Genomic DNA, 25723 nt, shown 5'->3' on the forward strand with positions numbered 1-25723 from the left:
GGAAACGGCAGTGCCACGCCCGTTGCAGCGGCTGCGGCGCCGGGCGTGATGATCCCCAAGGCTTTCGTGCGCATGTTTGCGGTGGCGGCGGCGGTGGCGCTGGCCGGCTGCGGCATCGTGCCGTTGCGCATGGCCCCCGCCGTTCCGGCCGCAGTCCAGTCGCAGGCCGAACCCGCGGGCTATGCCCATATCCGTTTCTACGGCGACGAGCTTGGACCCAGCGACGCCTCGGCCGACGACCTGGGCCGCGCCACGCTGGAGCGGCTGGCCTCCGGCGAGCCTCTGGACCTGCTGGCCCTGTCGGGCGGCGCGGATGCCGGGGCTTTCGGCGCGGGCGTGCTGAAGGGCTGGACCCAGCGTGGGGACCGGCCCGAGTTCGACTATGTGACGGGCGTGTCCACCGGGGCGTTGATCGCGCCGCTGGCCTTCCTCGGTCCCGGTTATGACGACGCGCTGCAGCGGTTCTACACCCAGACCACGGCCGCCGACATCTTCATCCTGCGCCCGTTGGCGGTGCTGGCGGGCGCGCCCTCGATCGGGGACAGCGCGCCGCTGCGCGACCAGATCAACCGGATCGTCACGCCGCAGATGGTCGCCGTCATCGCGGCCGAGCGACGGCGCGGCCGGTTGCTGCTGATCGGGACGACCGATCTCGATGCCCAGCGGCAGGTGATCTGGGACATCGGGCGGATCGCCGCATCAGGGCAGCCCGACCGGGTGCAGTTGATCCGCAAGATCCTGCTCGCCTCGGCCTCGGTGCCGGGGGCCTTCCCGCCCGTCACCATCGACGTGGTGGCCGGCGGGCGGCGCTATCAGGAACTGCATGTCGATGGCGGCGTCACGCGCGGCGTCTTCGCCTATCCGCCCGACCTGCGGCCGCCGCCGCCGCGGGGACCGCGGCGGATGTGGGTGATCCGCAATTCCAAGCTTGCGGCCGAGCATCAGGCCACCCCGCCCGGCGTCGTGTCGATCGCCGCGCGCAGCGTGACCACGCTGATCAAGCACCAGTCGGTCAGCAACATTGCCGACATGCAGGCCCAGGCCCGGCGCGACGGCTTCGACTTCAACGTGACGGCGGTGCCGCCTGACCTGAACCTGCCGTCCTACCAGCCATTCGACGCGGTTTACATGAACACGCTGTTCGCCGCGGGACTGGCGACGGGCCGCTCGGCGCGTGGCTGGGCGGATGACGCGCAGCCTCTGCTGGGGCGGCGCTGAAGGAAAGGAAAGCGGATGAGCTGGCAGGACTTCTCGGCCACCCTCGACCCCGCGGCAGCGGGGCCGAGGATCGCCGCGCTGCGGGACCTGATGGCGCGCCGGGGGCTTGACGCGGTGATCGTGCCCCGCGCCGACGCGCATCAGGGCGAATACGTGGCCGACGCAGACGCGCGGCTGCGCTGGCTGACCGGCTTTTCCGGCAGCGCCGGCTTTGCCATCGTCACGGCCCTGAAAGCGGGCGTCTTCATCGACGGGCGCTACCGGGTGCAGGTCCGGGCCGAGGTGGATCCGTCGATCCTCACCCCCGTGCCCTGGCCAGAGACCACCGCCAGCGCATGGCTGAAAAAGGCGCTGCCCCAGGGCGGGGCGCTGGGCTACGACCCCTGGCTGCATACCCGCGCCGAGATCGAGGCGCTGGAAAAGGGGCTTGCGGGCAGCGGCATCGTCCTGCGGCCCATCGCCAATCCGGTCGATGCGATCTGGCCCGACCGCCCGGCCCCGCCGAAAGGCGCGGCGCGCGTCCATGACGCGGCGCTGGCCGGGGCGGGTCCGGCCGAGAAACGGGCCGCCATCGCGGCGGCGCTGCAGGCGGCGGGGCAGCGGACGGCGGTGCTGACGATGCCGGATTCGATCGCTTGGCTTCTGAACATCCGGGGCGCGGACATTCCCCGGAACCCGATCGTGCAGGCTTTTGCCACCATCGACGCCGAGGAGCGGGTAGGCCTGTTCGCGGACCCTGACAAGTTCGACGACAAGCTGCGGGCGCATCTGGGCAATGAGGTGACGATCTCGCATCCTGCACAGTTCGCCCCGGCGCTTGAGCAGTTGCAAGGTCCGGTCAGGCTGGATGCCGACACCGCCCCCGAGGCGGTGTTCCGCGCGGTCGAGGAGGCGGGGATCGCGATCGCCCGCGACCGCGATCCCGTGGCGCTGCCCAAGGCCCGCAAGACCCTCGCAGAGATCGAGGGGATGCGCGCCGCCCATCGCCGCGACGCGGTGGCGGTGATCCGGGCTTTGGCGTGGGTGGACGGGCGAGAGCCGGGCCGCTTCACCGAGATCGACGTGGCCAGGACGCTGGAAGGCTTCCGCCGCGAGGCGGGCGCCATCGACATCAGCTTCGACACCATCTGCGGCGCAGGCCCGAACGGCGCCATCGTGCATTACCGCGTGACCGGGGCCACGAACCGGACCGTCGAGAATGGCGAGTTGCTGCTGCTGGACTCGGGCGGCCAGTTCCCCGACGGCACGACCGACATCACCCGGACCATCGCCATCGGCGCGCCGGCCGAAGCCGCGCGGGACGCCTATACGCGGGTGCTGCAGGGGATGATCGCGCTCAGCCGGTTGCGGTTCCCCAATGGCCTGTCGGGACGGGATATCGAGGCGGTGGCGCGCGCACCGCTTTGGACGGCCGGGATGGATTTCGACCACGGCACCGGCCACGGCGTGGGCGCCGCGCTGTGCGTGCACGAAGGGCCGCTGCGGATATCCCGCCGGTCGGAACTGCCGCTGGAACCGGGCATGATCTTTTCCAACGAGCCCGGCTATTACCGCGAGGGCGAGTGGGGCATCCGCATCGAGAACCTGATCGTCGTGGAACCCGCCGCCAGCCCGGACGGGCGCGAGATGCTGGGCTTCGAGACGCTGACGCTGGTGCCCATCGACAAGCGCCTGATCGGGATCGGGATGCTGAGCCGCGCCGAGATTGCCTGGCTTGACGCCTATCACGCGCGGGTGCGGGACGAGATCGGGCCGCTGGTGCCCGAGGACGTGCGGGGTTGGCTGCAGCAAGCGACGGCGCCGCTGCAGGGGTGAGGTCGCAGGGGGCGCTGCCCCCGGCCGTTCCGGCCTTCCCCGGGATATTTTCACGAAGAAGAAGCACCTTGAGCGCGGCGCGGTGCGCTGGCATCTTCCGTCAGCCTTGGAGGACTAACCATGCCCATTTCCGAAGCCGTCCTGTCTGAATTGCGCGCCATCCTCGGCGATCGGCTTTCCACCGGCGAATCCGACCGCGCGCTGCATGGCGCCTCGGAGACTTTCCACCGGGCGCCGCCGCCGGATGCCGTAGCCTTTCCGCTGGACACGGGCGAGGTCTCGCGCATCCTGAAGGTCTGCGACGACAACGGCGTGCCGGTGATCGGCTGGGGGACGGGCACCTCGCTGGAAGGGCACGCGTTGGCGATCCATGGCGGGCTGGTCGTCGACCTGATGCGGATGGACCGGGTGCTTGAGGTCCGCCCCGAGGACGTGCTGGCCGTCGTCCAGCCGGGTGTTACCCGCGAGGCGCTGAACACCGAACTGCGGGCGACCGGGCTGATGTTCCCGGTCGATCCCGGGGCCAACGCCTCGCTGGGCGGGATGGCCGCGACGCGGGCCAGCGGCACGACCTCGGTGCGCTATGGCACGATGCGGCAGAACATCCTGGCGCTGGAGGTCGTGCTGGCCGACGGGCGCATCATCCGCACCGGCACGCGGGCAGCCAAGTCCAGCGCCGGCTATGACCTGACCGCGCTGATGGTGGGGTCCGAAGGCACACTGGGCATCATCACCGAACTGACCCTGCGCCTGCACGGCCAGCCCGAGGACGTCTCCGCCGCCGTCTGCGCCTTCCCTTCGCTTTCCGAAGCCGTGACCTGCGTGGCGCAGACCATGCAGCTTGGCATTCCCATGGCGCGGATCGAGTTCATGGACCCGATGGCCATGCGCGCCATCAACCTGCACTCGGGTTCGGACTACCGCGAGGAGCCGCATCTGATGGTCGAGTTCAACGGCTCGCCCGAGGCCGTGCGCGCCAATGCCCAGGGCTTCGGCGAGATCGCGGCCGAGAACGGTGGGCAGGGGTTCCACTGGGCCTCCACCCCCGACGAGCGCAACCGGCTGTGGGAGGCGCGTCACGCGGCCTACTGGGCCACGCTGAAGCTGCGGCCCGGCGCGACGGGGGTCGTCACCGACATCTGCGTGCCGATGTCCGAACTGCCTGCAGCGGTCGAGGCGGCGGCGGCCGACATGCAGGAAGCCGGCATCTTCGGCAATATCGTCGGCCATGTCGGCGACGGCAACTTCCACACGCTGCTGCTGGTCGAGCCGGGCAACGAGGGCGAGATTGCAACTGCCAAGCGATTGGCCCACCGCATGGCGGAACGCGCGCTGGCGGTGGGCGGCACGATCAGCGGCGAACACGGCATCGGCATCGGCAAGCGCGAGCTGATGCGCAACCAGCATGGCGAGGCCTGCGCGGTGATGGCGGCCATCAAGCAGGCGCTCGATCCCAACAACATCATGAACCCCGGCAAGCTGCTGCCGGACATGGACTGAGGGCCTGACGGTTTCGTGAACAGGGCCGCGCCGCTGCCCGGGGCGGCTGTCGTGACTTTGCCCGGAAACCCGTGGAATAGTCTCGCCAAACAAGGCCAAGAAACGGAACGAGGCGGGACATGAGATTGTGGATCAAGGCGGTGGCGCTGGCAGCCGTCACCGCGTTGGCAGGCTGTGCGGGCGCGCCGACACAGCGCGTGGTGACGGATGTCAGCATCGGGTCGGGCCAGACGGTCCGGGGCGCCTTCACCGGCGGCGCGGTGCCGCTGTTCGGGGATACCGCCCCCCATGTCTGGACCAGCGGCCACCCCTACAACCTGCCGGTGCATGGCGTGGACGTGGCCCGCTATCAGGGCGACGTGAACTGGCCTCTGGCGCGGCAGTCGGGCGTCAGCTTCGCCTTCATCAAGGCGACCGAGGGTGGCGACCACATCGACCCGATGTTCCGCCGCTACTGGGCCGAGACACGGGCCGCCGGCATCCCGCGCGGGGCCTATCACTTCTACTACTTCTGCCGCCGCGGGGCCGAGCAGGCGGCCTGGTTCATCGCCAACGTGCCGCGCGAACGCGGCGCGCTGCCGCCCGTCCTCGACCTCGAATGGAACAGCCATTCGCGGACCTGCCGCTATCGGCCGACGCCGGCCGAGGTGCAGCGCGAGGTCGCCATCTTCATGGACATGCTGACCCGCCACTATGGCCAGCGCCCAATCATCTACACCACCGTCGATTTCTACCGCGAGACCGGCGTGCGGAACGTGAATGCCGAGTTCTGGCTGCGTTCGGTCGCCGACCATCCGCGCGGCACCTATCCGGGCCAGCGCTGGAGCTTCTGGCAGTACACCGGCACCGGCACCGCGCCGGGTTTCCGCGGCAACGTGGACCTGAACGCCTTCGCCGGCAACCGCGCCCAGTGGAACCGCTGGCTGGCGATGCGGATGCAGCGCTGAGGCGATGACGCGGCGCGCGGCATTATGGGCCGAGTTCCCCAGCTTGTTCGTCGGCGCGCCGCTGGCCATCGCGCTGTTCCTGCCCCCGCGTGAGATGTTCGCGGCGCTGTTCGCTTTCGCCCTCGCGGGGCTTGGGCTGCTGTGATGGACCGGAAATTTCGACTGGCGCAACCTCCTGTGCGGGTGGGGGCGCGTAAGCTGGACCCGCAGCATCGCCTTCGCTGCACTGGTGGCGGTCACGGGGCTGGCCATCATGTGGCTGGCGCAGCCGGGCTTCCTGCCGAACCTGTCGCCGGACCGGCTGCGCTTCCTGCTGGTGCTGTGGTGCCTTTGTCCGCTGCTGTCGGCACTGCCGCAGGAGCTGATCTTCCGCTCGCTGTTCCTCCAGCGCTATGCCGGGCTGTTTTCCGGCGAGGCGCAGGCGCATCTGATGTAATGGTTCTGGGTCGTGCTGGCGCTGACCTTCCTGGGCGGCCTGGTGTTCGCCCATGTGTATCTGCGCCGCGGCTTTCCGGCTGTCTGGGTGCTGCATGGCATCTCGGGCAACGCGCTGTTCACGATGTGCATGGGGCGGTATTTCTTCTCGGGCAACGTGGTGCAGCCGTTCTGACCGGCTTGACTTGATGGCCCGCGCGGCGTTCATGCGGCACCGGACCACAAGAGGACGCGCCATGAACGCCTATCGCAGCCACACCTGCGGCCAGTTGACCGCCGCCGACGCCGGGACCACCGTGCGCCTGTCGGGCTGGGTGCATCGGGTGCGCGACCACGGGGGCGTGCTGTTCATCGACCTGCGCGACCATTACGGCATCACCCAGGTGATCGCCGACAGCGACTCTCCGGCGTTTTCCACGCTGGAAAAGCTGCGGGCCGAGACGGTGATCCGCATCGACGGAAAGGTGAAGCTGCGGGACACGAACCTCGTGAACCCCAAGCTGCCGACCGGCGAGATCGAGGTCTATGCGACGCATGTCGCGGTGCTGGGCGCGTCCGACGATCTGCCGCTGCCGGTCTTCGGCGACCATGACTACCCCGAAGAAACGCGCCTCGCCTATCGCTTCCTCGACCTGCGGCGCGAGTCCCTGCACAACAACATCATGCTGCGGTCCCACGTGGTGAAATGGCTGCGCGACGCCATGTGGGACGCGGGCTTCACCGAGTTCCAGACGCCGATCATCACCGCCTCGTCGCCCGAAGGCGCGCGAGACTTCCTCGTGCCCTCGCGGCTGCATCCGGGCAAGTTCTACGCGCTGCCGCAGGCGCCGCAGCAGTTCAAGCAACTCATCATGGTGGCGGGCTTCGACCGCTATTTCCAGATCGCCCCCTGCTTCCGCGACGAGGACCCGCGCGCCGACCGCTCGCCTACCGACTTCTACCAGCTTGACGTGGAAATGAGCTTTGTCGAGCAGAAGGACGTCTTCGCTGCCATCCAGCCGGTGATCCAGCGGCTGTTCGAACAGTTCGGTAACGGCCGCCGCGTGGACAGCGAATGGCCGCTGATCCCCTATGTCGAGGCACTGAAGAAATACGGCACCGACAAGCCCGACCTGCGCAACCCGATCGAGATGGTGGACGTGTCCGAGCATTTCCGCGGCTCGGGCTTCGGCATCTTCGCGCGTCTGCTGGAGCAGGAGGGCACCGAGATCCGCGCCATTCCCGCGCCGACCGGCGGCAGCCGCAAGTTCGCGGACCGGATGAACGCCTTTGCCCAACAGCAGGGGCTGCCAGGGATGGGCTACATCTTCTGGCGCAAGGATGACACGGGCGCGACAGAGGCCGCCGGTCCCATCGCCAAGGCGCTTGGTCCCGAGAAGACCGAGGCCATCCGCACCGCGCTGAACCTGAACGAAGGCGATGCCGTCTTCTTCCTCGGCGGCAAGCCCTCGGACTTCGAGGCCGTCGCGGGCCGGGCGCGGTCCGAGATTGGGCGCGAACTCGGGCTGATCGACGAAAACCAGTTCAAGTTCGCTTGGATCGTCGATTTCCCGATGTACGAGAAGACCGAGGACGGCCGCATCGACTTCAGCCACAACCCCTTCTCGATGCCGCAAGGCGGGATGGAGGCGCTGGAGGGCGATCCGCTGAAGGTCCATGCCTACCAGTATGACCTCGCCTGCAACGGCTATGAGCTGATCTCGGGCGGCATCCGCAACCACACGCCGGACATCATGTTCAAGGCCTTCGAGATCGCGGGCTACGGCCGGGACGAGGTGGAAAAGCGTTTCGGCGGCATGGTCAAGGCCTTCCGCTATGGCGCCCCCCCGCACGGTGGCTGCGCGGCGGGGATCGACCGGATCGTGATGCTGCTGGCGGACGAGCAGAACATCCGCGAGGTCATCATGTTCCCGATGAACCAGCGGGCCGAGGACCTGATGATGGGCGCGCCCAGCGAGCCCACCAACGAGCAGTTGCGCGAGTTGCGCCTGCGGGTGCTGCCGAAGGACGCCTGAGATGGCAGTGCCCGAACGGCCACTGGGCGCGCCGGTTCCTGATTTCACGCCTCCTCTGCCACCCGGTCCCGACCGGATCGAGGGGCGGTTCGTCGTCCTGGAACGGCTCGACCCGGCGCGGCACGCGGATGACCTGTTCCAAGCCAACGACAGCCATGACGAGTTGTGGGACTACATGGGTTACGGCCCCTTCACGACCCGGGCCGACTACCGGACGTGGCAGGACTCCGTCGCTCTGGGCCGCGATCCCTTCTTCTACGCGCTGCGCGAGCGGGGGACGGGCAGGGTCGCGGGCGTGGCCTCGTTCCTGCGGATCGACCCGGCCAACGGCGTGATCGAGATCGGCCATATCCAGTTCGCGCCCGCCCTGCAGCGGACAGCGGCGGCGAGCGAGGCAATCATGCTGATGATCGCCTGGGCCTTCGGCGCGGGCTATCGCCGGGTGGAATGGAAATGCAACGCGCTGAACGCCGCCTCGATGCGGGCAGCCGGGCGCTATGGATTCGCTTATGAAGGCATATTCCGCAACCACATGGTCATAAAGGGCCGCAACCGCGACACCGCCTGGTGGGCAATCACCGATACCGACTGGCCCGCAATCGCCGCCGCGAACGCGGAATGGCTGTCGCCCGGAAACTTCGACGCGCATGGCCGCCAGCGCCGCGGCCTGCGCGCCATCCGGTCAGGCTGACCTCGCCACGAGCGGAAACGAAAAGCCCCGGCCGGAGGACCGGCCGGGGCGGGGATGTCGGCTCTCGGCAGACGCCTCAGAGCGCCCAGGCGACCGAGACCTCGTGCCAGCCTTCCCAGATCATCTTCAGCGACACGAACAGGATGATGACCAGGCCGATCCAGGCGATCCAGCGATAGCGGTTGATGAGCCGGGCGATGAAGGTCGAGGCGAAGCCCATCAGCGCGATCGACAGCACAAGGCCGATGATCAGCACGTCGATGTGGTGCCGTGCCGCGCCGGCCACGGCCAGCACGTTGTCCAGCGACATCGACACGTCGGCGATGATGATCTGGGTCGCGGCCTGCGCGAAGGTCTTGCGCGGCGGCCCGCCCACGCGGCCGTCGTGGTCGAGGTCGGCGTCCTCGAGGACCTCGTGCGCCTCGACCTCGTGATGGGCGTGGCCCGCGCTGAGTTCGCGCCACATCTTGTAGCAGACCCACAGCAGCAAGAGGCCGCCGGCCAGCAGCAGGCCGGTGATCGCCAGAAGCTGCGTCGTGACCAGCGCGAATCCGATCCGCATGACGGTCGCGGCGATGATGCCGACGAGGATCGCCTTGTTGCGCTGGTCCTTGGGCAGCCCGGCCGCGGCCAGGCCAATCACGATGGCGTTGTCGCCCGCCAGCACCAGGTCGATCGCGATGACCTGGAACAGCGCCGCAAGCCAGTCTCCGGTGATGAAATCCATGCTGATCCTTTCGCTTCACCCGACCGCGAGAGCCGGCGTTCCGTTGCGGACGGCGGCAGCCGCCCGAGTCTCTCGCGCCGCCTAGCCCGGCGCGCCGCATAGACCCTGAGCCATTCGAGGGCAATGCCCGCCAAACGGCAAGCGCACCATTCTGTCATGCGTCCGTCACGCTGGCCTGCGACATGGGCGCAGCTTTCACGAACAAGGGGGTTTTGTCCGTGCTGATCCGTTCCATGCTGACCTCGGCGCTTGCGCTTCTGGCCGCCGCCCCGGCGCTGGCCGAGCCGCATTTCAACCGCATCGCGAGCTTTGCGACCGTGGACAACATGGCCGAAGGGGAAGACCCCGCGCGCGAGACCTCGGCCGAGATCATGGCCGTGACCCCGGACGGCAGCATGCTGATCTATTCCGACAGCCCGCTGGGGGCGCTGGGGATGGTGGACATCACCGATCCGCGCCAGCCGAAGCCACTTGGTAACGTGCCGATGGACGGGGAACCCACCACTGCGGTCGTGCGCGGGACCCTTGCCTTCGTGGGCGTGAACACCTCGGACAGCTTCACCGATCCTTCGGGCGTGCTGCGGACGTTGGATCTGTCCAGCGGGCAGGTCATCGCCGGTTGCGATCTGGGCGGGCAGCCCGATGCCGTGGCGATCTCGCCTGCGGGCGACATGATTGCGGTGGCCATCGAGAACGAGCGCGACGAGGAGGTGAACGACGGGGCGCTGCCGCAGATGCCCGCAGGCTTCGTGTTGCGCCTGCCGGTCACCGACGCGGGCGTCGATTGCGCAGGGCTGCAGCGGATCGACCTGACCGGGCTGGCCGATGTCGTCCCCGAGGACCCCGAACCCGAATACCTGTCCTTCAACGAGGCGGGCGAGCTGGCCGTCACCCTGCAGGAAAACAACCATCTCGTGGTGATCGGCGCGGACGGGCAGGTGGCGGCGCATTTCAGCGCGGGCGCCGTCGATCTGGACGGGATCGATACCGAGGACGATGGCCGGCTGGATTTCACCGGCGCACAGCGCCAAGTTCCGCGAGAACCGGATGCCGTGGTGTGGCTTGACGACGACCATTTCGCCACCGCGAACGAGGGCGACTGGAAGGGCGGCTCTCGCGGCTTCACCATCTGGTCCAAGGACGGAAGCGTCGTCCATGAAAGCGGCACTGCGTTTGAACGCGCGCTCATCGCCATCGGCCACTACCCGGACGGCCGTTCCGACAACAAGGGCGTCGAGCCCGAGGGGATGGCCTTTGCCGCCTATGGCGACCAGCGGCTGCTGTTCGTCGGTTCCGAACGCGGCAGCGTGGTGGGGGTTTATGACGTCGCCGACCCGGCGGACCCGCGGCTGCTGCAACTGCTGCCCTCGGGCATCGGGCCGGAGGGGCTGACACCCATTCCCGCGCGCAACCTGTTCGCCACCGCGAACGAGACCGATCTGGGCGAGGACGGCGGCGCCCGTTCCCATGTCATGATCTACGAGCGCACCGAGGGACCTGCCGCCTATCCGACGCTGACCAGCGAAGGCAGCGAGCCGCTGATCGGCTGGGGCGCGATCTCGGGCTTGGCCGTCGATCCGGCGGATGACACCCGGCTTTTCGCCGTCAGCGACAGCGCCTATTCGGCCGAACCTGCGATCTACACGATCGACGCGGCCGCGACGCCCGCGCGGATCACCGCGAAGACCATCGTGACCCGTGACGGCCAGCCTGCCGAAAAGCTGGATCTGGAGGGGATCACATCGGACGGGCATGGCGGCTTCTGGCTTGCCTCGGAGGGCGATGCCGGGAAGGACGTGCCCCACGCCGTTCTGCGCGTCGATGCCTCGGGCGCGATCACGGACGAGATCGGCCTTCCTGCGGCGCTGGACCCGCATCAGACGCGGTTCGGCTTTGAAGGCATCGCGCTGGTCGAGGACAAGCTGTGGCTGGCCGTCCAGCGCGAATGGGGCGACGATCCTGACGGGCAGACGAAGCTTCTGCAACTGGACCCCGCCACACAGGACTGGGCCGCCGTCCGCTATCCGCTGGACAGCGGCGAGGGCTGGGTCGGGTTGTCCGAGATCGCCCGCCACGGCGACCACCTTTATGTGATCGAGCGCGACAACCTGATCGGTCAGGCCGCCCGGCTGAAGGCCATCACCCGGATTCCGCTGGCCGACCTGAACCCTGCGTCCTTGGGCGGCGAGTTGCCGCTGGTCACGAAAGAGCCGGTGCGCGACCTCATTCCCGACCTGCTGGGCTGGGGCGGCTTTGTGCAGGACAAGGTGGAAAGCCTCGCCATCGCCTCGGACGGCACCGCATGGATCGCCACCGACAACGACGGGGTGGAGGATGCTTCGGGCGAAACCTTTATCTGGTCGGTTAGGCTGGACTGACCCGCTGCGGCAGACAAGGGGCTGCAGACAAGGGAAAGGGGAGCCTGCAGGCTCCCCTTTCCGCATTCCTGCGGGGCGCGTCAGTTCAGGGGCGCGGGCGGGACGGATGCCGCGTCGCCTGTATCCGGGGTGGCTGCATCGGTGCCATTCGTGGGGGTGGCGGTTCCGCCGACCTGTGGGGCGGGTTCCTGCGGCGCTGCCTGGCCGCCGGATACGGGCGGGATCGCCGCCGGTGCGGATTGCACGGCGCCAGCGGGGTCCGAGGGCGACAGCGGGGCGGGTTGCGGCGCAAGCGACCATCCGGGCGACCCGGCCGGCTCGCCCGCAGCCTGCGGCGGGACGGGCGGGGCAGGGCGCCCCTCGCCCTCCGGCGGCATCCCCTCGCCGTGACGATGTCCGTCCATCATGCCGGAATGATGGCCGTCCCCCGGACCATGCCCTTTGCCGGGCATCTTACCATGGTGGTGTCCCCGGCCCTTGCCGGGACCGCAATCGGCGGTCCCGCCCGCCGGCAGCAGCGTCCACACGCCGGTCACCTGCGCCGTCAGCGTCAGCTCTCCGGTCTCGACGGGGGTCGAGGCATCCGCCTCGGCCGCCCGCGCCATCATCGCCATGGGGCGGGGGCTGCCCGACATGCTCGTGTCGGTCAGCGACACCAGCGGTCCCACTTCCATTCCGGCGGCGTCAGCGATCACCCCGGCGCGGCGCCGGGCCTCGGTCACGGCCGCTGTGCGGGCGCGGTCCTCGGTCGCGGCGGCGTCCTCGCGCGAGAAGCCGATGCCCTGCACGTCGGTCGCGCCGGCCCCGACCATGGCGTCCAGCATCTCGCCCAAGCGGGGCAGGTCGCGGATGCGGGCGGTCACGATGTTCTGCGCCTGGTAGCCGGTGATGACCGGCGGCTGCCCTTCGCGCGAATAGTCCTGGATCGGCGACAGGTTCAGCCCCTGCGTCTGCAGGTCGGCCGGGGCCACGCCCTGCGCCCGCAGCGCCTCGATCACTGCCGTCTGGCGCGCGGCATTGTCGGCCATCGCCTGCGCGGCGGTGGGGGCCTGCGTGGTCACGCCCAGCGACACCGTGGCAAGGTCAGGCGCGACGCTGGCGCGGCCTTCGCCCTGCACGTTGATCGTCGCGGGCTTGCCGCATCCATGCCCCGCAGGATGGGCCGACACCGGCCACGCTGTCAGCGCAAGCGCCGCCGCGCCCGCCAGCGCGGCCGGGATGAGTGAGAAAGTTTGGGCCATGGGCGCTCCTTGAGAACAGTTCCGCGACGGGCAGGCTGCCGCTCGTCGGCGCCAGTCTGGCCCCTTGGGCGCAACTTCGCAATTTCGCCGGGGGCCTTTCACGAGACGGTGTTTCGCTTTGCACCGCGCCGCAGTTGGGTTATCCATGGGTTGAGCAGAAACGGACCGGATCGCGCATGAACGACGACCGGCCAGAACGGAAAAGCCCCGCCCATGAGCACGCGTTCCGCGCCCGAATACGCCCTGTCCTTCAGCAGTGAGGCCGTCCACCTGATGGAACGCGCAGGCTCGCCCGCCGCGACATCCATCCAGTGGAAGGAAAAGGCGGTCGCGGCCTTCGATGCGCCGGATTTCCGGGCCGAAATGACGCGGCTGCACAAGTTGGCGGCGAACGGGCCGGATGCGCGCGTGGCGCTGATCATCCCCGACGACCAGATCCTGTACACCTCGCTGCCGGTGGGAGAGGATGTCCGCAGAACCGCCGACCTCGGCCGCGCGCTGGACGGGCTGACGCCCTATCCCGTGGCCGATCTGGCCTGGGACTGGCGGCCCGAGGGCGCGGGCGACGTGCGCGTGGCGGCGGTGGCGCGGCAGACGCTGCGCGAGGCCGAGGATTTCGCCCGCCGCCACGGTTTTGCGGCCGAGGGTTTCCTGGCGGACCCGCCCGAAGGGGTGTTTCCCGCGACTCCCCAGTTCGGCGGCAAGGACTGGACAAGCGGGGCGGCCTTGGGCGACGCCGACCTGCCGGGAGATGCCGTGCAGGATGTCGCGGCCGCTTCGCCGCCCGAGGTGGCAGAGGCCCCGACCGATTCCCCGGCCAAGACCGCCGGCAGCGCCTCTGCCGATGATCATGGAGAGGTCGGGATCGCTGCCCTGCAGGATTCGCCCGCCGTGCAGCCGGACGCCGCTGCCTCTGTTGCCGAGGTATCCCCCGCGCCCTTGTCACCCGCAGGTCCGCCCGACGCGGATGAGGCAGGGGATGTGGGCGAATCGACCTCGGACAATGGCGCATCCGCGGGGGACACTGGGGATGAGGAGAAGAGGGCCGGCCGCATCGACCTGTCCCCTGACCGGCCACAGGCAGAAGCGGATGCCGCAACCCTTTCTGAGACCCCGGCTGACAGCCTTGCAGCCGAGCCGGAGGCTGGTCCGACCACGCAGGCCCCCGCGCCGGCCGAGGCAGTGGGCGAGCTCCCGCCGGCGGCGATTACGCCCGCTGCAGCAGACACGCCTGCCGAAACCCGGCCCATGGGCTCTCCGGCTCAGCCGATAGCGCCGGTCGCAGTGCGCAAGGACGCTAGGCCAGAGGGTCGTGGTGCTTCCGGGATGGTTCCGACGGCGCGCCGTCCTGCAGCACTGTCGCCCGAACAGGCGCGTGTTTCACCCGGCCGCGCGCCGATCATCCCCGAAGGTCCGGCGGTTCCATCCGGCCGCCATCCCGGCGCGCGAGGCGGTGTCGGGGCGCTGCTGGTGATGCTGGGCGCGCTGCTGCTGGGACTGGTGCTGATCTGGGCTTTCGCGACGCCCGGTCCCGGTGACACGCAGACTGCCGGAACACCTTCTCCGGACGTCGAAAGCGCGACCCTGGACGCAACGCAGCCCGCAGCGAGAACAACGTCTGCGTCTGCGCCGCCTGCAGCTCCGCCTTCAGCGCAGCCGTCTGCTTCCTCGACAACGACGCTCGAACCCGCGCAGGGGCGTCCGGCAGCAACGGTGCCACCTGCCGCACGGACGGTTGAAAGCACTGTTCCGGCGGGTGTAGCCGCCGTGCCCCCTGCTGCTGATGCGGCGCAGCCCGTGCTTTCTGCCCCTCTGGCGGGACCGTCCGAACCCCCCCCGAGCAGCGCGGCACCCGTGCCGGAGCCTGCAGCCACGCCTGCTGCTCGGGCCACGTCCAGCAACGACCCGGCCAATGCCGGGATCTCTGCTGTCCCGACAGCGCCATCGGCACCGGACGCGGCTAACGTCTCGGCGGCCCCGACCGGCAGAATCGGGGGGCCAGCGGGACCACGTGAAGAACCTGCCGTGACGTCGCGCCCCGGCGCGCGGGAACCTGCCGCTTTCCCTGCCGGAACAAGCGCATTGGCCCCGAACGAACGCCCGCCTGCGCAAATGCAGGCAGCTCCTTCGACGCCGACCACCCCGACCGTGGTGAAGCCCGCCGCGAACCGTGCTTCCGCCGAGGAAAACCCGGCGGCCACCCGCGCGGAACTCGCTGCGGCAGCGCCCGCCGCCGTCCCTGCGGCGCGGCCGTCTGAGGCACCTTCTGAGGCGCCTGCTGAACGGGCAGAGGCTCCCTCTGCGGCAGCCCCGGTCGCGCCGACCCCGGTGATCCGACCGTCGAACGCACCTCGGCGCCCTGCGCCTGCGGCTGCCCCCTCCGCCTCGCAGGCTGATCCGCTTCCTGCGGTGGTGCCCGGCCGCAGCACGCTGACCCGTTCGGAACGGCCAAGCTCTCGGCCCGCTGCGGCGCCGGCCCAGCCTTCGCGGGCGGCTGAACCTGCCCGTGCCGCGGCACCGGGCCGCGCCCCTTCGGCGCCGGCACCCGCCGCCTCGCGCCCCGCAGCCCCCCCGCGCCCCGAGGCCGCGCCGCGGGCAGCGGCACAGCCGCAGGCAACCAGCGCCTTGCCGGTGTCCTCGGCTCGGCCGCGCCCGCGTCCCGAGGAAGGCTCGGCCGATGAATCCGTGACCGCCGCCGAGATGACCCCGCAGGAACGCGTGGCGGCGGATTCTCTGCTGTCCGATCTTTACGCCGCCACTCCGTGGCTGCCGCGCCTGTCACTCCCCGCGGGGGCGGAAGAACGTTATGCCGAAAGCCGGCCGTCCCGCCGTCCCGGCAGCGGTTCGGCAGTGGATGCGGCCATCGCCGAAGCCGTCGCGGCAAAGCCGGCGGCGGCTCGGGGTGATCGCCCGGCCAAGCGCGCGGCGGCAAAGCCCGCCGCCCCTGCCGAGGCTGCAAGCGCCCCCGTCAGGACCGCGGCCAACACCAGGGGCCGGCCGGTTGCGCGGCCCGCCCGCGGGACCACGCCCGCGCCCTCGGCTGTCGAAGCCGCGCTTGCCGAAGCCGTGGGCACCAACGCCGGGGCGGAGCCTGCGACCATGGCCGCCGCCGCATCGCTCGTGCCCGTCCGCAAGCCTGCCCGCGTGACGCCCGCCGTGCCGGAAACCGTGGCGCTGGCGGCCGCGACGACCATGCGGCCGCGTCCCGACGCGACGGCTCCGGTGACGGCCCCCGCGATGCCTCCGGCCGCCAGCGTCCAGCCCGCCCCGGCGGAAGCCGCCCAGCGGCTGCGGGACGAGGGGCTGCAGCGGCAGGCCGAGGAACGCGCCCGCCAGAGCGCCGCTGCGGACGCACGGGCCGATCTGCAGGCCCGCGCCGCAGCCGAAGCCCGCGCCCGCGCACAGGCCGAGGCCGAGGAACGCGCCGCCATCGCGGCACGCGGCAGCTACCGCCCGCCCGAGGTCGATGACGAGCCCGAGATCGCCCAGAAACCGGTCGAGGGCCGCACCGCCGGCGATGTCGCGAAGAACGCGACGGTGCGCGGGATCGAGCTGAACAAGACGCAGGTCATCGGCGTGATCGGCGCCGGGCGGGCCAGCCGCGGGCTGATCCGCCTTCGCAACGGCAAGATCGTGACGGTGCGCCTGGGCGACCGGATCGACGGCGGCGCGATCAATTCGATCGGCAACGGCAAGATCAGCTACGTCAAGGGCGGGCGCACCTACAACCTGCCGATCCTGAACGGCCGCTGACCTAGCGGCAGTAGCTTTGCCTGCGGGTCCAGCCCGCGATCTCGCCGCGCTGCCGGTCGGATCGCAGCGGCAGCCAGTTGCGCGCAAGACCCGTCCAGCCGGAATTGCCTGCACCGCTTCGGCCCGCGATCGCGCCGTCCCGCGCGACTGCCTGCGCCATGATCCGCACGGCGCAGCGCGCGTTGGCCGCACCGTCCGTCATCGCGCCGCCGCAGCCGTTCGCCCGCGCGTCCGGCAACGAGATCTGCATCAGCGGCAGCCGCCTTTCGCGGGCTTCGGGCCGGGCGTCCCGCTCGACTATGGCCGAGACCAGCCCGGCCCAGAAGGCCGCCCGGTTCTCTCGTGTCTGGCGGGCGTAACCGGGGCAGAACTGCATCACGTCGGCGGGCAGGGCAGAGAGCAGCGTGACGCCTTCGGATTCCAGCGCTCCAAGCGCCGCCTGCTTCCATTCCATGTCCCCGCTCACGCCATCCGTAGCGGGGGTCTGGGCGTCAGGGGTAAGCCATCCGGTGATCGAGGGACGCCCTGCCGGGGCAATGGTGGGGGCGGTCGTCGCCTGCCGTGCGGCCTCGGTCACGCCGCAGCCGGCAAGCACCGCGACCGCCAATGCCGCAAGCATCTTGCGCTGCATGGTGTTTCCCTTCCTTTTCCGGTCCGTGACCTAGCCTGCGGGACGCCCGCCCTCAACCGGCATCGCGGGACCGGCGCAGGCGGCCCTTGTCTCCAAATGGCCCCGGCAATAGAAACCACCGCAACACTGCCGGAGGCCACCATGCTCGACCACCTTTCCTATACCGCCCCCGAACCCAGGGTCATCGCCGGGGCCAAGGGCGACTGGGAACTGGTCATCGGGCTTGAGGTCCATGCGCAGGTCGCCTCGAACGCCAAGCTGTTTTCCGGCGCCTCGACGGCTTTCGGGGCGGAACCCAACTCGAACGTCAGCTTCGTGGACGCGGCGATGCCGGGGATGCTGCCGGTCATCAACGAATTCTGCGTGGCGCAGGCGGTCCGCACCGGGCTGGGCCTGAAGGCGCGGATCAACCTGTTCAGCGCCTTCGACCGCAAGAACTACTTTTACCCCGACCTGCCGCAAGGCTACCAGATCAGCCAGCTTTACCACCCCATCGTGGGCGAGGGCGAGATCATCGTGGACATGGCCCCCGGCATCGCCCGCCGCGTCAGGATCGAACGCATCCACCTGGAACAGGACGCCGGCAAGTCGATCCACGACATGGACCCGAGCTTAAGCTTCGTGGACCTGAACCGCACCGGCGTCGCGTTGATGGAGATCGTGAGCCGTCCCGACATCCGCGGCCCCGAGGAGGCGGCGGCCTATGTCGCGAAACTCCGCCAGATCATGCGCTATCTGGGCACCTGCGACGGCAACATGCAGAACGGCAACCTGCGCGCCGACGTGAACGTGTCGGTCTGCAAGCCCGGCGATTACGAGCGTTTCATCGAGACCGGGGATTTCTCGGTCCTCGGCACCCGCTGCGAGATCAAGAACATGAACTCGATGCGGTTTATCCAGGCGGCCATCGAATACGAGGCCCGCCGCCAGATCGCCATCATCGAGGACGGCGGCACGGTGGTGCAGGAAACCCGCCTCTACGATCCCGACAAAGGCGAGACCCGCTCGATGCGGTCGAAGGAGGAAGCGCATGATTACCGCTACTTCCCCGACCCCGACCTGCTGCCGCTGGAAATCGAGCAGGGCTGGGTGGACGACATCGCGGCCTCGATGCCGGAACTGCCGGATGAGAAGAAGGCGCGCTTCGTCACGGGCCTCGGCCTTTCGGAATATGACGCGGGCGTGCTGACGGCCGAGGTCGAGAACGCCGATTTCTTCGAGGCGGTCGCCGGTGGACGCGACGGCAAGCAGGCCGCGAACTGGGTCATCAACGAATTGTTCGGCAGGCTGAACAAGCAGGGGCTGTCCATCGGCGAAAGCCCGGTGTCGGCGGCACAGCTTGGCGGCGTGCTGGACCTGATCGCCAGCGGGGAAATCTCGGGCAAGATGGCCAAGGATCTGTTCGAGATCGTCTGGACCGAAGGCGGCGACCCGGCCGAAATCGCGCAGGCGCGGGGCATGAAGCAGGTCACCGACCTCGGCGCCATCGAGGCGGCGGTGGACGAGATCGTCGCCGCAAATCCGGCGCAGGTGGAAAAGGCCAAGGCGAACCCCAAGCTTGCGGGCTGGTTCACGGGGCAGGTGCTGAAGGCCACCGGCGGCAAGGCGAATCCCGCGGCGGTCAATGAGCTGGTGGCGAAAAAGCTCGGGCTCTGAGCCCCGGCCATCTGCAACGCTGGCGAGGAAAAGGGCGTTCGGCTAAAACTGACGCGACCGGGGCGCAAGGAGCGTGCGATGCAAGCCTATGAATACACCGTCCTGCCCGCGCCGAACCGGGGCGAGAAGATCCGCGGCGCCCGCAGCGGCGCCGACCGCTTCGCCCATGCGCTGGCGACCGAGATCAACCGGATGGCGCAGGCGGGCTGGGAATATGTCCGCGCCGAGACGCTGCCCTGCGAGGAACGCAGCGGCCTGACCAGCCGCACGACCGTCTACCACAACCTGCTGGTCTTCCGCCGCGCGCTCGCCCCCGCGCAGGTGCAGCAGGACGTGGGCACGCAGCGGCCGCTTGCGGCCTCGCACGAGGCGGGACCCGCCCTGCGCCCTCTGGCTGCCGTGCAGCCGGCGGCAAAGGCGCCCGAGGCGGCGGTTCAGGCAGATCCTCCGCCTGACTGGCCGGACGGCGATGGGGCTGCCGAGACCGCGCGCTCCGAACCCGCCAGGGCGGAAGCCGCGCGGGTGGACGATTATGACGAGCCGGGTTTTGACCCCGACCGCGCCGAGGCTTCGGCCGAAGCGCCGCCCTTCGTCCAGCGCCCGCCGCTTTCCGCACAGCGGCCGGAAACCCGCACGGGCGGCATCTTCTCGGAACCCATGCCGGGGAATGGCGGCCGACTGGGTCCTGCCGAACGCTGATCCGGACGGAATTTCGCCGTCACGCAGCCGTCGCGGCCCTGTCACGCTCCTGCCGGACCTCCCGGCACGTTGTGAACCGCGCCAGGAACGTGATCCTGTTCATCGCCGACGGCAACGGGGCCGGCACGAACTGCGCCATCTGCCGGTATTCCGGCCAGTTGGAAGACGGCCGCGTTCTTCCCCGACGCGGTTCTGCCGCAACTGCACGCGATCCTCGGTGATATGCGTTCGGCGCTGTCGATTCTTGCAGTGGCGGCAGGTATTGGTGACGCTCGCGGAACTGGGCGCGCTGACGCTGGTAGGGCGCTGTTCGCGGGACAGTTCGCCCTGCTGTGCGACAGGGGGCGCCCACGCGTTTCGTCCTGTCGGTCGCCCAGGGCTTTGCCGCCGTTCTGATCCTTGCCAGCACCGGGGCTATATCCTTATGGCGCTGGTCGCCCGCATCATGTCCGAGCGGCTCGGCCCTGCCGTCCCCGCCTCGCTGAGCTGGCCCGAGATCCCCATGGTCGCCGGTTTCGTCTGCCTGATGCTGCTGGTGGCGCCGATCTTGGCATGGCAGCAACTGCGCCGCGACCGCTACCAGTGCGGGGGGCGCTGATCGGCCAGGGGGATGGTGCCCTCGTCGGCCTCGCGCCCGGCCTCGCGTTCCATCAGCAGGCCGACATGGCGGGACAGGCGGGCGATCTCGGCCGCCTGCCGGGTGACCACGTCTGACAGGTCCTCGACGCTGCGCTGAAGATGGGCGATCCGCTCCTCCAGCGCCTGCAACTTGTCCATGCCGCACCCTTCCGTTAAGCGATGCCCGCGACCTGAAGGAAGATCCCCCATGGCCAAGGAACAGAAACCGCGCCGCCCGCGCGCCGAGACCCCCAAGGGCTTTCGCGACTATTTCGGGCCGGAGGTCACGGAACGCAAGGCGATGCTGGACCGCATCGCGGCCGTCTACCACCTGCACGGCTTCGAGGCGCTGGAAACCAGCGGCGTCGAGACGGTCGAGGCCCTGGGCAAGTTCCTGCCCGACGTGGACCGCCCCAACGCCGGGGTCTTCGCCTGGCAGGAGGAAGCGGTCCCCGGAGGCGGCGCGGGCGACTGGCTGGCGCTGCGCTATGACCTGACGGCGCCCTTGGCGCGGGTCGCGGCGCAGTATCGCAACGATCTGCCCTCGCCCTACCGCCGTTATGCGATGGGACCGGTCTGGCGTAACGAGAAGCCGGGGCCGGGGCGTTACCGGCAGTTCTACCAGTGCGACGCGGATACCGTGGGCGCGGCCAGCGTCGCGGCGGATGCCGAGATCATCGCCATGCTGGCCGATGCGCTGGAAGCCGCGGGGATCGCCCGCGGCGACTATCTGGTGCGGGTAAACAACCGCAAGGTCCTGAACGGTGTGCTGGAGGCTGCGCGCGTCCAGCCCGATCAGGCGGCGGACGTGCTGCGCCAGATCGACAAGTTCGACAAGGTCGGCGAGACCGGCGTGCGCGAATTGCTGACCACCGGGCGCCTTGATGCCTCGGGGGCCGAGATCGAGGGCGTTGGTCTGGACGCCTCGCAGGCCGAGCCGGTGCTCCGCTTTCTGACCTCGAAGGGCGGCGACAACGCCGCCACGCTGGAGAACCTGCGGGCGGCCGTCGGCGGCTCGGCCACAGGGGCCGAGGGCGTGGACGAACTGGCCCAGATCGCTGCGATGCTGGACGCCATGGGCATGGGCGCGGATCGGGTCGTCATCGACCCCTCGGTCGTGCGCGGCCTTGGCTATTACACCGGCCCGGTGTTCGAGGCGGAACTGACCTTCGAGATCCTCGACGACAAGGGCCGCAAGCGCCAGTTCGGCTCGGTCGCGGGCGGCGGGCGCTATGACGACTTGGTCGAGCGCTTTACCGGGCAGAAAGTGCCCGCGACGGGCATCTCCATCGGCGTGGACCGGCTGCTGGCCGCGCTGCGCGAGAAGGGGCTGGCGGGGGCCGAGGCTGCGGGGCCGGTCGTCGTCACCGTCATGGACCGCGACCGGATGGCCGACTATCAGGCCATGGCGTCGGAACTGCACGCTGCAGGTATCCGGGCCGAGGTTTATCTTGGCAATCCAAAGAACTTCGGCAATCAGTTGAAGTATGCTGACAGGCGCGGCGCACCCGTGGCCGTGATCCAGGGCGCGAACGAAGCGGCGCAGAATGTCGTGCAGGTGAAAAACCTCATTCTCGGCGCAAAGATCGCTACGCAAGCCTCGGTCGAGGAATGGAAATCCCAGCCCGCGCAGGTCGAGGTTCCGCGCGAAAATCTGGTCGCCACCGTCCGCGAGATGCTGACGCGATGATCTCCCGCACCGTCAAGGCGGCGGTGGGCCGGCGCATCCTCGACGCCTTCCGCGCGGCTGGCGCGGTCGAGGTCGCCCCGGACATCCTGCTGCCCGCCGATACCCTGCTGGACCTGTACGGAGAGGACATCCGCGCCCGCGCTTACCTCACCACCGACCCGATCCGCGGCGAGGTCGTGCTGCGCCCCGACTTCACCGTGCCCGTGGTGCGGATGCACATGGCGCAGGGCGCGGAACCTGCCCGCTATTGCTATCTGGGCGAGGTCTTCCGCAAGCAGGACCACGGCGACACCCGGCCCGCCAACCCCCGCGACAACGAATCCCTGCAGGCCGGGTTCGAGCTGTTCTCGCGCGACCCCGACGCCGATGCCGAGGTCTTCGCGCTGTTCCACTGTCTTCTTGCCCCATGCGGCCTGACGGCGACGATGGGCGACATGGATCTGCTGCTGGATGCCGTGGCGGGCCTGCCGCTGTCGGCCCCGCGCCGAGCGATGCTGGCGCATCACATCTGGCGGCCCAAAAGGTTCGAGCGCCTGCTCGACCGCTTTTCAAAGGTCGAGCAGCCCCGGCATTTCGCCGTCAACAGCGCCCCTTGGACCGGGTTGCGGACCGAAGCCGAGATGGCGGCCCGCATTGCCCGGCTTGAGGCCGCCGCCGAAGGTCCGCCGCTTGCCCCCGAATGGCGCGAACGACTGCACCGGCTGTTTTCCGTTGCCGGCCCCGCGCCCACGGCGGTGGATGAATTGCGCGTCCTGGCCGACCACATCCCTGCCATCGCCGAAGCGATGGAACGGCTGGCCGCCCGACTGAAGGCCATCGCAGCCCGCGGCATCGATCCGGCCACGGTCCGCTTCGACACCAGCCATGGACGGCGGACGATGGAATATTACGACGGCATGACCTTCTCCTTCACTGCCGAGGGGCGTCCCGACTGGCCGCCCGTCGCTTCGGGCGGCCGTTATGACGCGCTGACAAAGGTGCTGGGGCAGGGCGAGGCGATCCCCGCCGTCGGCGGCATCATCCGTCCGGGCCTTGTCACGGAACTGGAATGCGCGCCATGCTGAAGCTGGGCCTGCCGTCCAAGGGCCGCCTGATGGAGCAAAGCTTCGACTGGTTCGCCGCGCGCGGCATCCGCCTGGCCCGCACCGGGTCCGACCGCGAATATGCCGCCCGCGCCGAAGGCGTCGAGGGTCTGTCCTTGGTGCTGCTGTCGGCGGGCGAGATCCCGCGCGAACTCGCTGCCGGGCGCATCCAGCTTGGCGTGACCGGCTCCGACCTCGTCCGCGAAAAGCTGGCCGGCTGGCGGTCCGACGTGGTGGAACTGGCACCGATGGGCTTCGGCCATGCCGACCTTGTGCTGGCTGTGCCCGCCTGCTGGCGCGACTGCGAGGGCCTGGACGATTTCGCCGCCATCGCCCGCGACTTCCGCGCCGCCCATGGCTTCCGCCTGCGGATCGCCACCAAGTATCATCGGCTGGTCCGCGCCTTCCTGTCGGAACACGAGGTCGCCGACTACCAGCTTGTGGACAGCCAGGGCGCGACCGAGGGCACCGTGGCGAACCTGACCGCCGAGGCCATCGCCGACATCACCTCGACCGGAGAGACGCTGCGGGCGAACCACCTGAAGATCCTGCCCGATGCGCTGGTCCATGCAAGCCAGGCCACGCTTTTCGCCAACCGCGCCGCCGCGGGGACCGCGCCCATGCGCGAGCTTGCGCTGCGGTTGGGCATCGCGCAGGGCTGAGCCTGCAACCCCGCTGCTTCCCGCCGCGTTCGTGTGCCGAAGGAGCCGCCATGCGTCACCTCGTCCTGCTTGCCATGCTGCTTGCCACTTCGGCTCATGCCTCGACGGAAGAAGCATGGGCCGAGATGCGCGCTGACGTGGCAACCAAGTGCCGTGCGCTGCTGCCCGAGGGCGCGGCCGCCACGATCGAGGTCAACCCCTTCGGGTCCGAACGCTTCGCCGCGGCCCTCGTCACCCTGCAGGCCGAGGAGCGTGTCGAGCGAGTGATCTGCATCTACGAAAAGCAGACCGGGGTGACCGAGCTGACCACGCCCTTCGACTGAAAGGGACCATTTCCCGTTCTCGCGCGTTGGCCCGCGTCACAGCCGGAAAGGGAGACCGTCATGGTCGAAGCAAGCGAGATCAGGGAACACATGGAGGTCGTCGGCGCCGACGGAGTCCATGTCGGCAAGGTCGATGGGGTCGAGGGCGACCGCATCAAGATGGTCCGCAAGGACGAAGAGCATGGGCAGGACGACAAGCACCACCATTATGTGCAGCTGTCGGCCGTGACCTCCACGGAGGGCGGCAAGCTGTGGCTTTCGGCGGATGCCGCAAATGCCGGGCAGTTGTTCGAGGAAGAGGATGGCTCGCCCGTAAAGCTGGGCGAAAACAACAGCCAGCGGTGATTGCAAGAACGGCCGGCGCGCAGGTGCCGGCTGGTTCCGCCCCTGCGTCACGGTGGCGGAAGATGCCCCGTCTGCCGCGCGGCAGCGATTTCAGGGTCCGTGCTGCTGCCTGAGATTACAGGCCCACCAGCGCCCGCGCGAACTCGCTCGGCTCGAAGGCGTCGAGATCGTCGATCTGCTCGCCCACGCCGATGGCATGGATCGGCAGGCCGAACCTGTCGGCCAGCGCCACCAGCACGCCGCCGCGCGCGGTGCCGTCCAGCTTGGTCATCACCAGTCCCGACACGTCCGCGAGCTTGCGGAAGGTTTCCACCTGGCTCAGCGCGTTCTGGCCGGTGGTCGCGTCCAGCACCAGAAGGGTGTTGTGGGGCGCCGAGGGATCCTTCTTGCGGATGACGCGGACGATCTTGGCCAGTTCCTCCATCAGGTCGGCGCGGTTCTGCAAGCGGCCCGCGGTGTCGATCAGCAACAGGTCGGCCCCGTCCGCCTCGGCCCGCGTCATCGCGTCCCAGGCGAGGCTCGCCGGGTCCGAGCCCTGCGCCGCCACCATCACCGGCACGCCCGCGCGGCTTCCCCAGACCTGCAACTGCTCGACCGCCGCCGCACGGAAGGTGTCGCCCGCCGCGATCACGACGTTCTTGCCGGCGGCCTTGAGCTGGCTGGCAAGCTTGCCGATGGTGGTCGTCTTGCCCGAACCGTTGACGCCCACCACCAGTACGACCTGCGGCTTCTTCGGATACAGCGGCAGCGGACGCGCGACGGGGGTCATGATCCGCGTCACCTCGTTGGCCAAGGCCTGCTTGAGTTCGGTCGCGCTGATGCGGCGGCCCATGCGGCCTTCGGCGATGTTCGCGGTCACCCGCAGCGCGGTTTCGGTGCCCATGTCGGCCGAGATCAGCATGTCCTCCAGTTCCTCCAGCATCGCATCGTCAAGCTCGCGCCGCGCCTCGGCAGGGACGGTCTCGGTGCGGCCGAACAGGCGGCCCATCAGGCCGGGGCGGGATTCGGCGGGCTGGGGGGCGGCTGCGGGCTGCGGAGACGCAGCGGGGGCGGCGGGCACAGGCTCGATCCTGCGCGGGGCGGGTTGCTCGGCGGGCGGGGGCGACTGGTCGGCATGGTCCGCGACAAGGCTGTCAAGTCCACCGCCGATCTTCGACGAGGACTTCGTCAGACGCTCGCGCAGCTTGGAAAAGAACGACATGCCGGGCCACCTTTCGTTGTGCTGCGGAAACTAGGGCTTCGGGCGCGAAAGGGGAAGGGCAGCGCCGGGGTGGCCGAAGCTCATCCTGAGCAAGAG

Annotated in this window: 24 protein-coding genes; 19 read left to right on the forward strand and 5 right to left on the reverse strand. The window is 69.4% G+C overall.

Going from position 1 to position 25723, the window contains the following annotated elements; genetic code table 11:
• The first annotated feature begins 72 nt into the window (after positions 1-72).
• From JGR78_RS03965 to JGR78_RS03995, 9 genes are all read left to right on the forward strand, one after another.
• The gene (locus JGR78_RS03965) at positions 73-1218 is read left to right on the forward strand and encodes a patatin-like phospholipase family protein (protein ID WP_234450928.1); all 1146 of its coding nucleotides are present in this window, start codon (positions 73-75) and stop codon (positions 1216-1218) included.
• 15 nt (positions 1219-1233) lie between these two features.
• On the forward strand, positions 1234-3033 hold the full coding sequence (locus JGR78_RS03970) for an aminopeptidase P family protein (RefSeq protein WP_182792369.1): 1800 nt from the start codon (positions 1234-1236) through the stop codon (positions 3031-3033).
• Positions 3034-3153: 120 nt separating this feature from the next.
• Positions 3154-4533 carry an FAD-binding oxidoreductase gene (locus tag JGR78_RS03975; protein ID WP_182803121.1) on the forward strand — a complete coding sequence of 460 codons (1380 nt, stop codon included), beginning with the start codon at positions 3154-3156 and terminating at the stop codon, positions 4531-4533.
• A 119-nt stretch (positions 4534-4652) separates the two neighbouring features.
• Positions 4653-5480 (forward strand): GH25 family lysozyme, encoded by an 828-nt coding sequence (locus tag JGR78_RS03980; protein ID WP_182803123.1) that lies wholly within the window; start codon positions 4653-4655, stop codon positions 5478-5480.
• 4 nt (positions 5481-5484) lie between these two features.
• A complete protein-coding gene (locus JGR78_RS17985; protein WP_234450850.1) occupies positions 5485-5625 on the forward strand; it encodes a hypothetical protein in 141 nt (46 codons plus the stop codon).
• An 84-nt stretch (positions 5626-5709) separates the two neighbouring features.
• Positions 5710-5916 carry a hypothetical protein gene (locus JGR78_RS17990; protein ID WP_234450851.1) on the forward strand — a complete coding sequence of 69 codons (207 nt, stop codon included), beginning with the start codon at positions 5710-5712 and terminating at the stop codon, positions 5914-5916.
• A gap of 12 nt (positions 5917-5928) precedes the next feature.
• Positions 5929-6090 carry a hypothetical protein gene (locus JGR78_RS17995; RefSeq protein ID WP_234450852.1) on the forward strand — a complete coding sequence of 54 codons (162 nt, stop codon included), beginning with the start codon at positions 5929-5931 and terminating at the stop codon, positions 6088-6090.
• Between the two features lie 61 nt (positions 6091-6151).
• Complete coding sequence (gene aspS, locus JGR78_RS03990) at positions 6152-7930, forward strand: aspartate--tRNA ligase (RefSeq protein WP_182803125.1); 1779 nt, start codon at positions 6152-6154, stop codon at positions 7928-7930.
• A 1-nt stretch (position 7931) separates the two neighbouring features.
• Entirely contained in the window at positions 7932-8621 is a 690-nt protein-coding gene (locus JGR78_RS03995; protein ID WP_182792373.1) for a GNAT family N-acetyltransferase, read from the forward strand.
• A gap of 76 nt (positions 8622-8697) precedes the next feature.
• On the opposite strand, the gene JGR78_RS04000 is transcribed toward JGR78_RS03995, so the two are convergent.
• Positions 8698-9348, reverse strand: a complete 651-nt coding sequence (locus JGR78_RS04000) for a TerC family protein (RefSeq protein ID WP_182792374.1) — start codon at positions 9346-9348, stop codon at positions 8698-8700.
• 212 nt (positions 9349-9560) lie between these two features.
• Here JGR78_RS04000 and JGR78_RS04005 point away from each other — a divergent pair, with 212 nt between their 5' ends.
• Positions 9561-11726, forward strand: coding sequence for an esterase-like activity of phytase family protein (locus JGR78_RS04005; RefSeq protein ID WP_182803213.1), 2166 nt, complete (start codon positions 9561-9563; stop codon positions 11724-11726).
• A gap of 80 nt (positions 11727-11806) precedes the next feature.
• Here JGR78_RS04005 and JGR78_RS04010 read toward each other — a convergent pair whose 3' ends face one another.
• Positions 11807-12967: an SIMPL domain-containing protein gene (locus JGR78_RS04010; protein WP_182803128.1), complete on the reverse strand. Its 1161-nt coding sequence runs from the start codon at positions 12965-12967 to the stop codon at positions 11807-11809.
• A 213-nt stretch (positions 12968-13180) separates the two neighbouring features.
• Between JGR78_RS04010 and JGR78_RS04015 the strand changes: the two genes are divergently transcribed.
• Positions 13181-16720 (forward strand): hypothetical protein, encoded by a 3540-nt coding sequence (locus JGR78_RS04015; RefSeq protein ID WP_182803130.1) that lies wholly within the window; start codon positions 13181-13183, stop codon positions 16718-16720.
• A gap of 1 nt (position 16721) precedes the next feature.
• Here the strand turns inward: JGR78_RS04015 and JGR78_RS04020 are convergent, their stop codons facing one another.
• Positions 16722-17351 carry a hypothetical protein gene (locus tag JGR78_RS04020; protein WP_182803132.1) on the reverse strand — a complete coding sequence of 210 codons (630 nt, stop codon included), beginning with the start codon at positions 17349-17351 and terminating at the stop codon, positions 16722-16724.
• A gap of 141 nt (positions 17352-17492) precedes the next feature.
• On the opposite strand from JGR78_RS04020, the gene gatB reads away from it, so the two are divergent.
• The 3 genes from gatB to JGR78_RS04035 all read left to right on the forward strand — a co-directional run bounded on the left by gatB (position 17493) and on the right by JGR78_RS04035 (position 20304).
• Positions 17493-19007, forward strand: coding sequence for an Asp-tRNA(Asn)/Glu-tRNA(Gln) amidotransferase subunit GatB (gatB, locus tag JGR78_RS04025; protein WP_182803134.1), 1515 nt, complete (start codon positions 17493-17495; stop codon positions 19005-19007).
• A gap of 78 nt (positions 19008-19085) precedes the next feature.
• Entirely contained in the window at positions 19086-19706 is a 621-nt protein-coding gene (locus JGR78_RS04030; protein ID WP_182792379.1) for a DUF4177 domain-containing protein, read from the forward strand.
• 424 nt (positions 19707-20130) lie between these two features.
• Positions 20131-20304 (forward strand): hypothetical protein, encoded by a 174-nt coding sequence (locus JGR78_RS04035; protein ID WP_182792380.1) that lies wholly within the window; start codon positions 20131-20133, stop codon positions 20302-20304.
• On the opposite strand, the gene JGR78_RS04040 is transcribed toward JGR78_RS04035, so the two are convergent.
• Entirely contained in the window at positions 20283-20483 is a 201-nt protein-coding gene (locus JGR78_RS04040; RefSeq protein WP_182792381.1) for a SlyX family protein, read from the reverse strand. The genes JGR78_RS04035 and JGR78_RS04040 overlap by 22 nt on opposite strands.
• Before the next feature lie 49 nt (positions 20484-20532).
• On the opposite strand from JGR78_RS04040, the gene hisS reads away from it, so the two are divergent.
• The 5 genes from hisS to JGR78_RS04065 are packed head-to-tail and all read left to right on the forward strand — an operon-like array spanning position 20533 to position 24426.
• Complete coding sequence (hisS, locus tag JGR78_RS04045; protein ID WP_182792382.1) at positions 20533-22014, forward strand: histidine--tRNA ligase; 1482 nt, start codon at positions 20533-20535, stop codon at positions 22012-22014.
• Positions 22014-23078: an ATP phosphoribosyltransferase regulatory subunit gene (locus JGR78_RS04050; RefSeq protein ID WP_370576431.1), complete on the forward strand. Its 1065-nt coding sequence runs from the start codon at positions 22014-22016 to the stop codon at positions 23076-23078. The genes hisS and JGR78_RS04050 overlap by 1 nt, the downstream gene beginning before the upstream one ends.
• Positions 23072-23758, forward strand: a complete 687-nt coding sequence (gene hisG / locus JGR78_RS04055; protein ID WP_182792440.1) for an ATP phosphoribosyltransferase — start codon at positions 23072-23074, stop codon at positions 23756-23758. Before JGR78_RS04050 ends, hisG begins: the two co-directional genes overlap by 7 nt.
• A 50-nt stretch (positions 23759-23808) precedes the next feature.
• Entirely contained in the window at positions 23809-24081 is a 273-nt protein-coding gene (locus tag JGR78_RS04060; protein WP_182792384.1) for a hypothetical protein, read from the forward strand.
• A 60-nt stretch (positions 24082-24141) separates the two neighbouring features.
• Positions 24142-24426 (forward strand): DUF2171 domain-containing protein, encoded by a 285-nt coding sequence (locus tag JGR78_RS04065; RefSeq protein WP_182803136.1) that lies wholly within the window; start codon positions 24142-24144, stop codon positions 24424-24426.
• Between the two features lie 115 nt (positions 24427-24541).
• Here the strand turns inward: JGR78_RS04065 and ftsY are convergent, their stop codons facing one another.
• Positions 24542-25627 carry a signal recognition particle-docking protein FtsY gene (ftsY, locus tag JGR78_RS04070; RefSeq protein WP_182803138.1) on the reverse strand — a complete coding sequence of 362 codons (1086 nt, stop codon included), beginning with the start codon at positions 25625-25627 and terminating at the stop codon, positions 24542-24544.
• Between the last annotated feature and the right edge of the window lie 96 nt (positions 25628-25723).

This window comes from Paracoccus sp. MC1862 (assembly GCF_016617715.1).
GTDB lineage: Bacteria > Pseudomonadota > Alphaproteobacteria > Rhodobacterales > Rhodobacteraceae > Paracoccus.

Excerpts from the sequence above, each read along its gene's own strand:
- JGR78_RS04035 (WP_182792380.1), top strand. The coding sequence starts at position 20,131 with ATGGCGCTGGTCGCCCGCATCATGTCCGAGCGGCTCGGCCCTGCCGTC.
- JGR78_RS03995 (WP_182792373.1), top strand. The coding sequence starts at position 7,932 with ATGGCAGTGCCCGAACGGCCACTGGGCGCGCCGGTTCCTGATTTCACG.
- JGR78_RS04010 (WP_182803128.1), bottom strand. The coding sequence starts at position 12,967 with ATGGCCCAAACTTTCTCACTCATCCCGGCCGCGCTGGCGGGCGCGGCG.
- JGR78_RS03980 (WP_182803123.1), top strand. The coding sequence starts at position 4,653 with ATGAGATTGTGGATCAAGGCGGTGGCGCTGGCAGCCGTCACCGCGTTG.
- ftsY (WP_182803138.1), bottom strand. The coding sequence starts at position 25,627 with ATGTCGTTCTTTTCCAAGCTGCGCGAGCGTCTGACGAAGTCCTCGTCG.
- JGR78_RS04000 (WP_182792374.1), bottom strand. The coding sequence starts at position 9,348 with ATGGATTTCATCACCGGAGACTGGCTTGCGGCGCTGTTCCAGGTCATC.
- JGR78_RS04020 (WP_182803132.1), bottom strand. The coding sequence starts at position 17,351 with ATGCAGCGCAAGATGCTTGCGGCATTGGCGGTCGCGGTGCTTGCCGGC.
- gatB (WP_182803134.1), top strand. The coding sequence starts at position 17,493 with ATGCTCGACCACCTTTCCTATACCGCCCCCGAACCCAGGGTCATCGCC.
- JGR78_RS04040 (WP_182792381.1), bottom strand. The coding sequence starts at position 20,483 with ATGGACAAGTTGCAGGCGCTGGAGGAGCGGATCGCCCATCTTCAGCGC.
- JGR78_RS04030 (WP_182792379.1), top strand. The coding sequence starts at position 19,086 with ATGCAAGCCTATGAATACACCGTCCTGCCCGCGCCGAACCGGGGCGAG.
- JGR78_RS17985 (WP_234450850.1), top strand. The coding sequence starts at position 5,485 with ATGACGCGGCGCGCGGCATTATGGGCCGAGTTCCCCAGCTTGTTCGTC.
- JGR78_RS03975 (WP_182803121.1), top strand. The coding sequence starts at position 3,154 with ATGCCCATTTCCGAAGCCGTCCTGTCTGAATTGCGCGCCATCCTCGGC.
- JGR78_RS04060 (WP_182792384.1), top strand. The coding sequence starts at position 23,809 with ATGCGTCACCTCGTCCTGCTTGCCATGCTGCTTGCCACTTCGGCTCAT.
- JGR78_RS03970 (WP_182792369.1), top strand. The coding sequence starts at position 1,234 with ATGAGCTGGCAGGACTTCTCGGCCACCCTCGACCCCGCGGCAGCGGGG.
- JGR78_RS03965 (WP_234450928.1), top strand. The coding sequence starts at position 73 with ATGTTTGCGGTGGCGGCGGCGGTGGCGCTGGCCGGCTGCGGCATCGTG.
- aspS (WP_182803125.1), top strand. The coding sequence starts at position 6,152 with ATGAACGCCTATCGCAGCCACACCTGCGGCCAGTTGACCGCCGCCGAC.
- hisG (WP_182792440.1), top strand. The coding sequence starts at position 23,072 with ATGCTGAAGCTGGGCCTGCCGTCCAAGGGCCGCCTGATGGAGCAAAGC.
- JGR78_RS04065 (WP_182803136.1), top strand. The coding sequence starts at position 24,142 with ATGGTCGAAGCAAGCGAGATCAGGGAACACATGGAGGTCGTCGGCGCC.
- JGR78_RS04015 (WP_182803130.1), top strand. The coding sequence starts at position 13,181 with ATGAGCACGCGTTCCGCGCCCGAATACGCCCTGTCCTTCAGCAGTGAG.
- hisS (WP_182792382.1), top strand. The coding sequence starts at position 20,533 with ATGGCCAAGGAACAGAAACCGCGCCGCCCGCGCGCCGAGACCCCCAAG.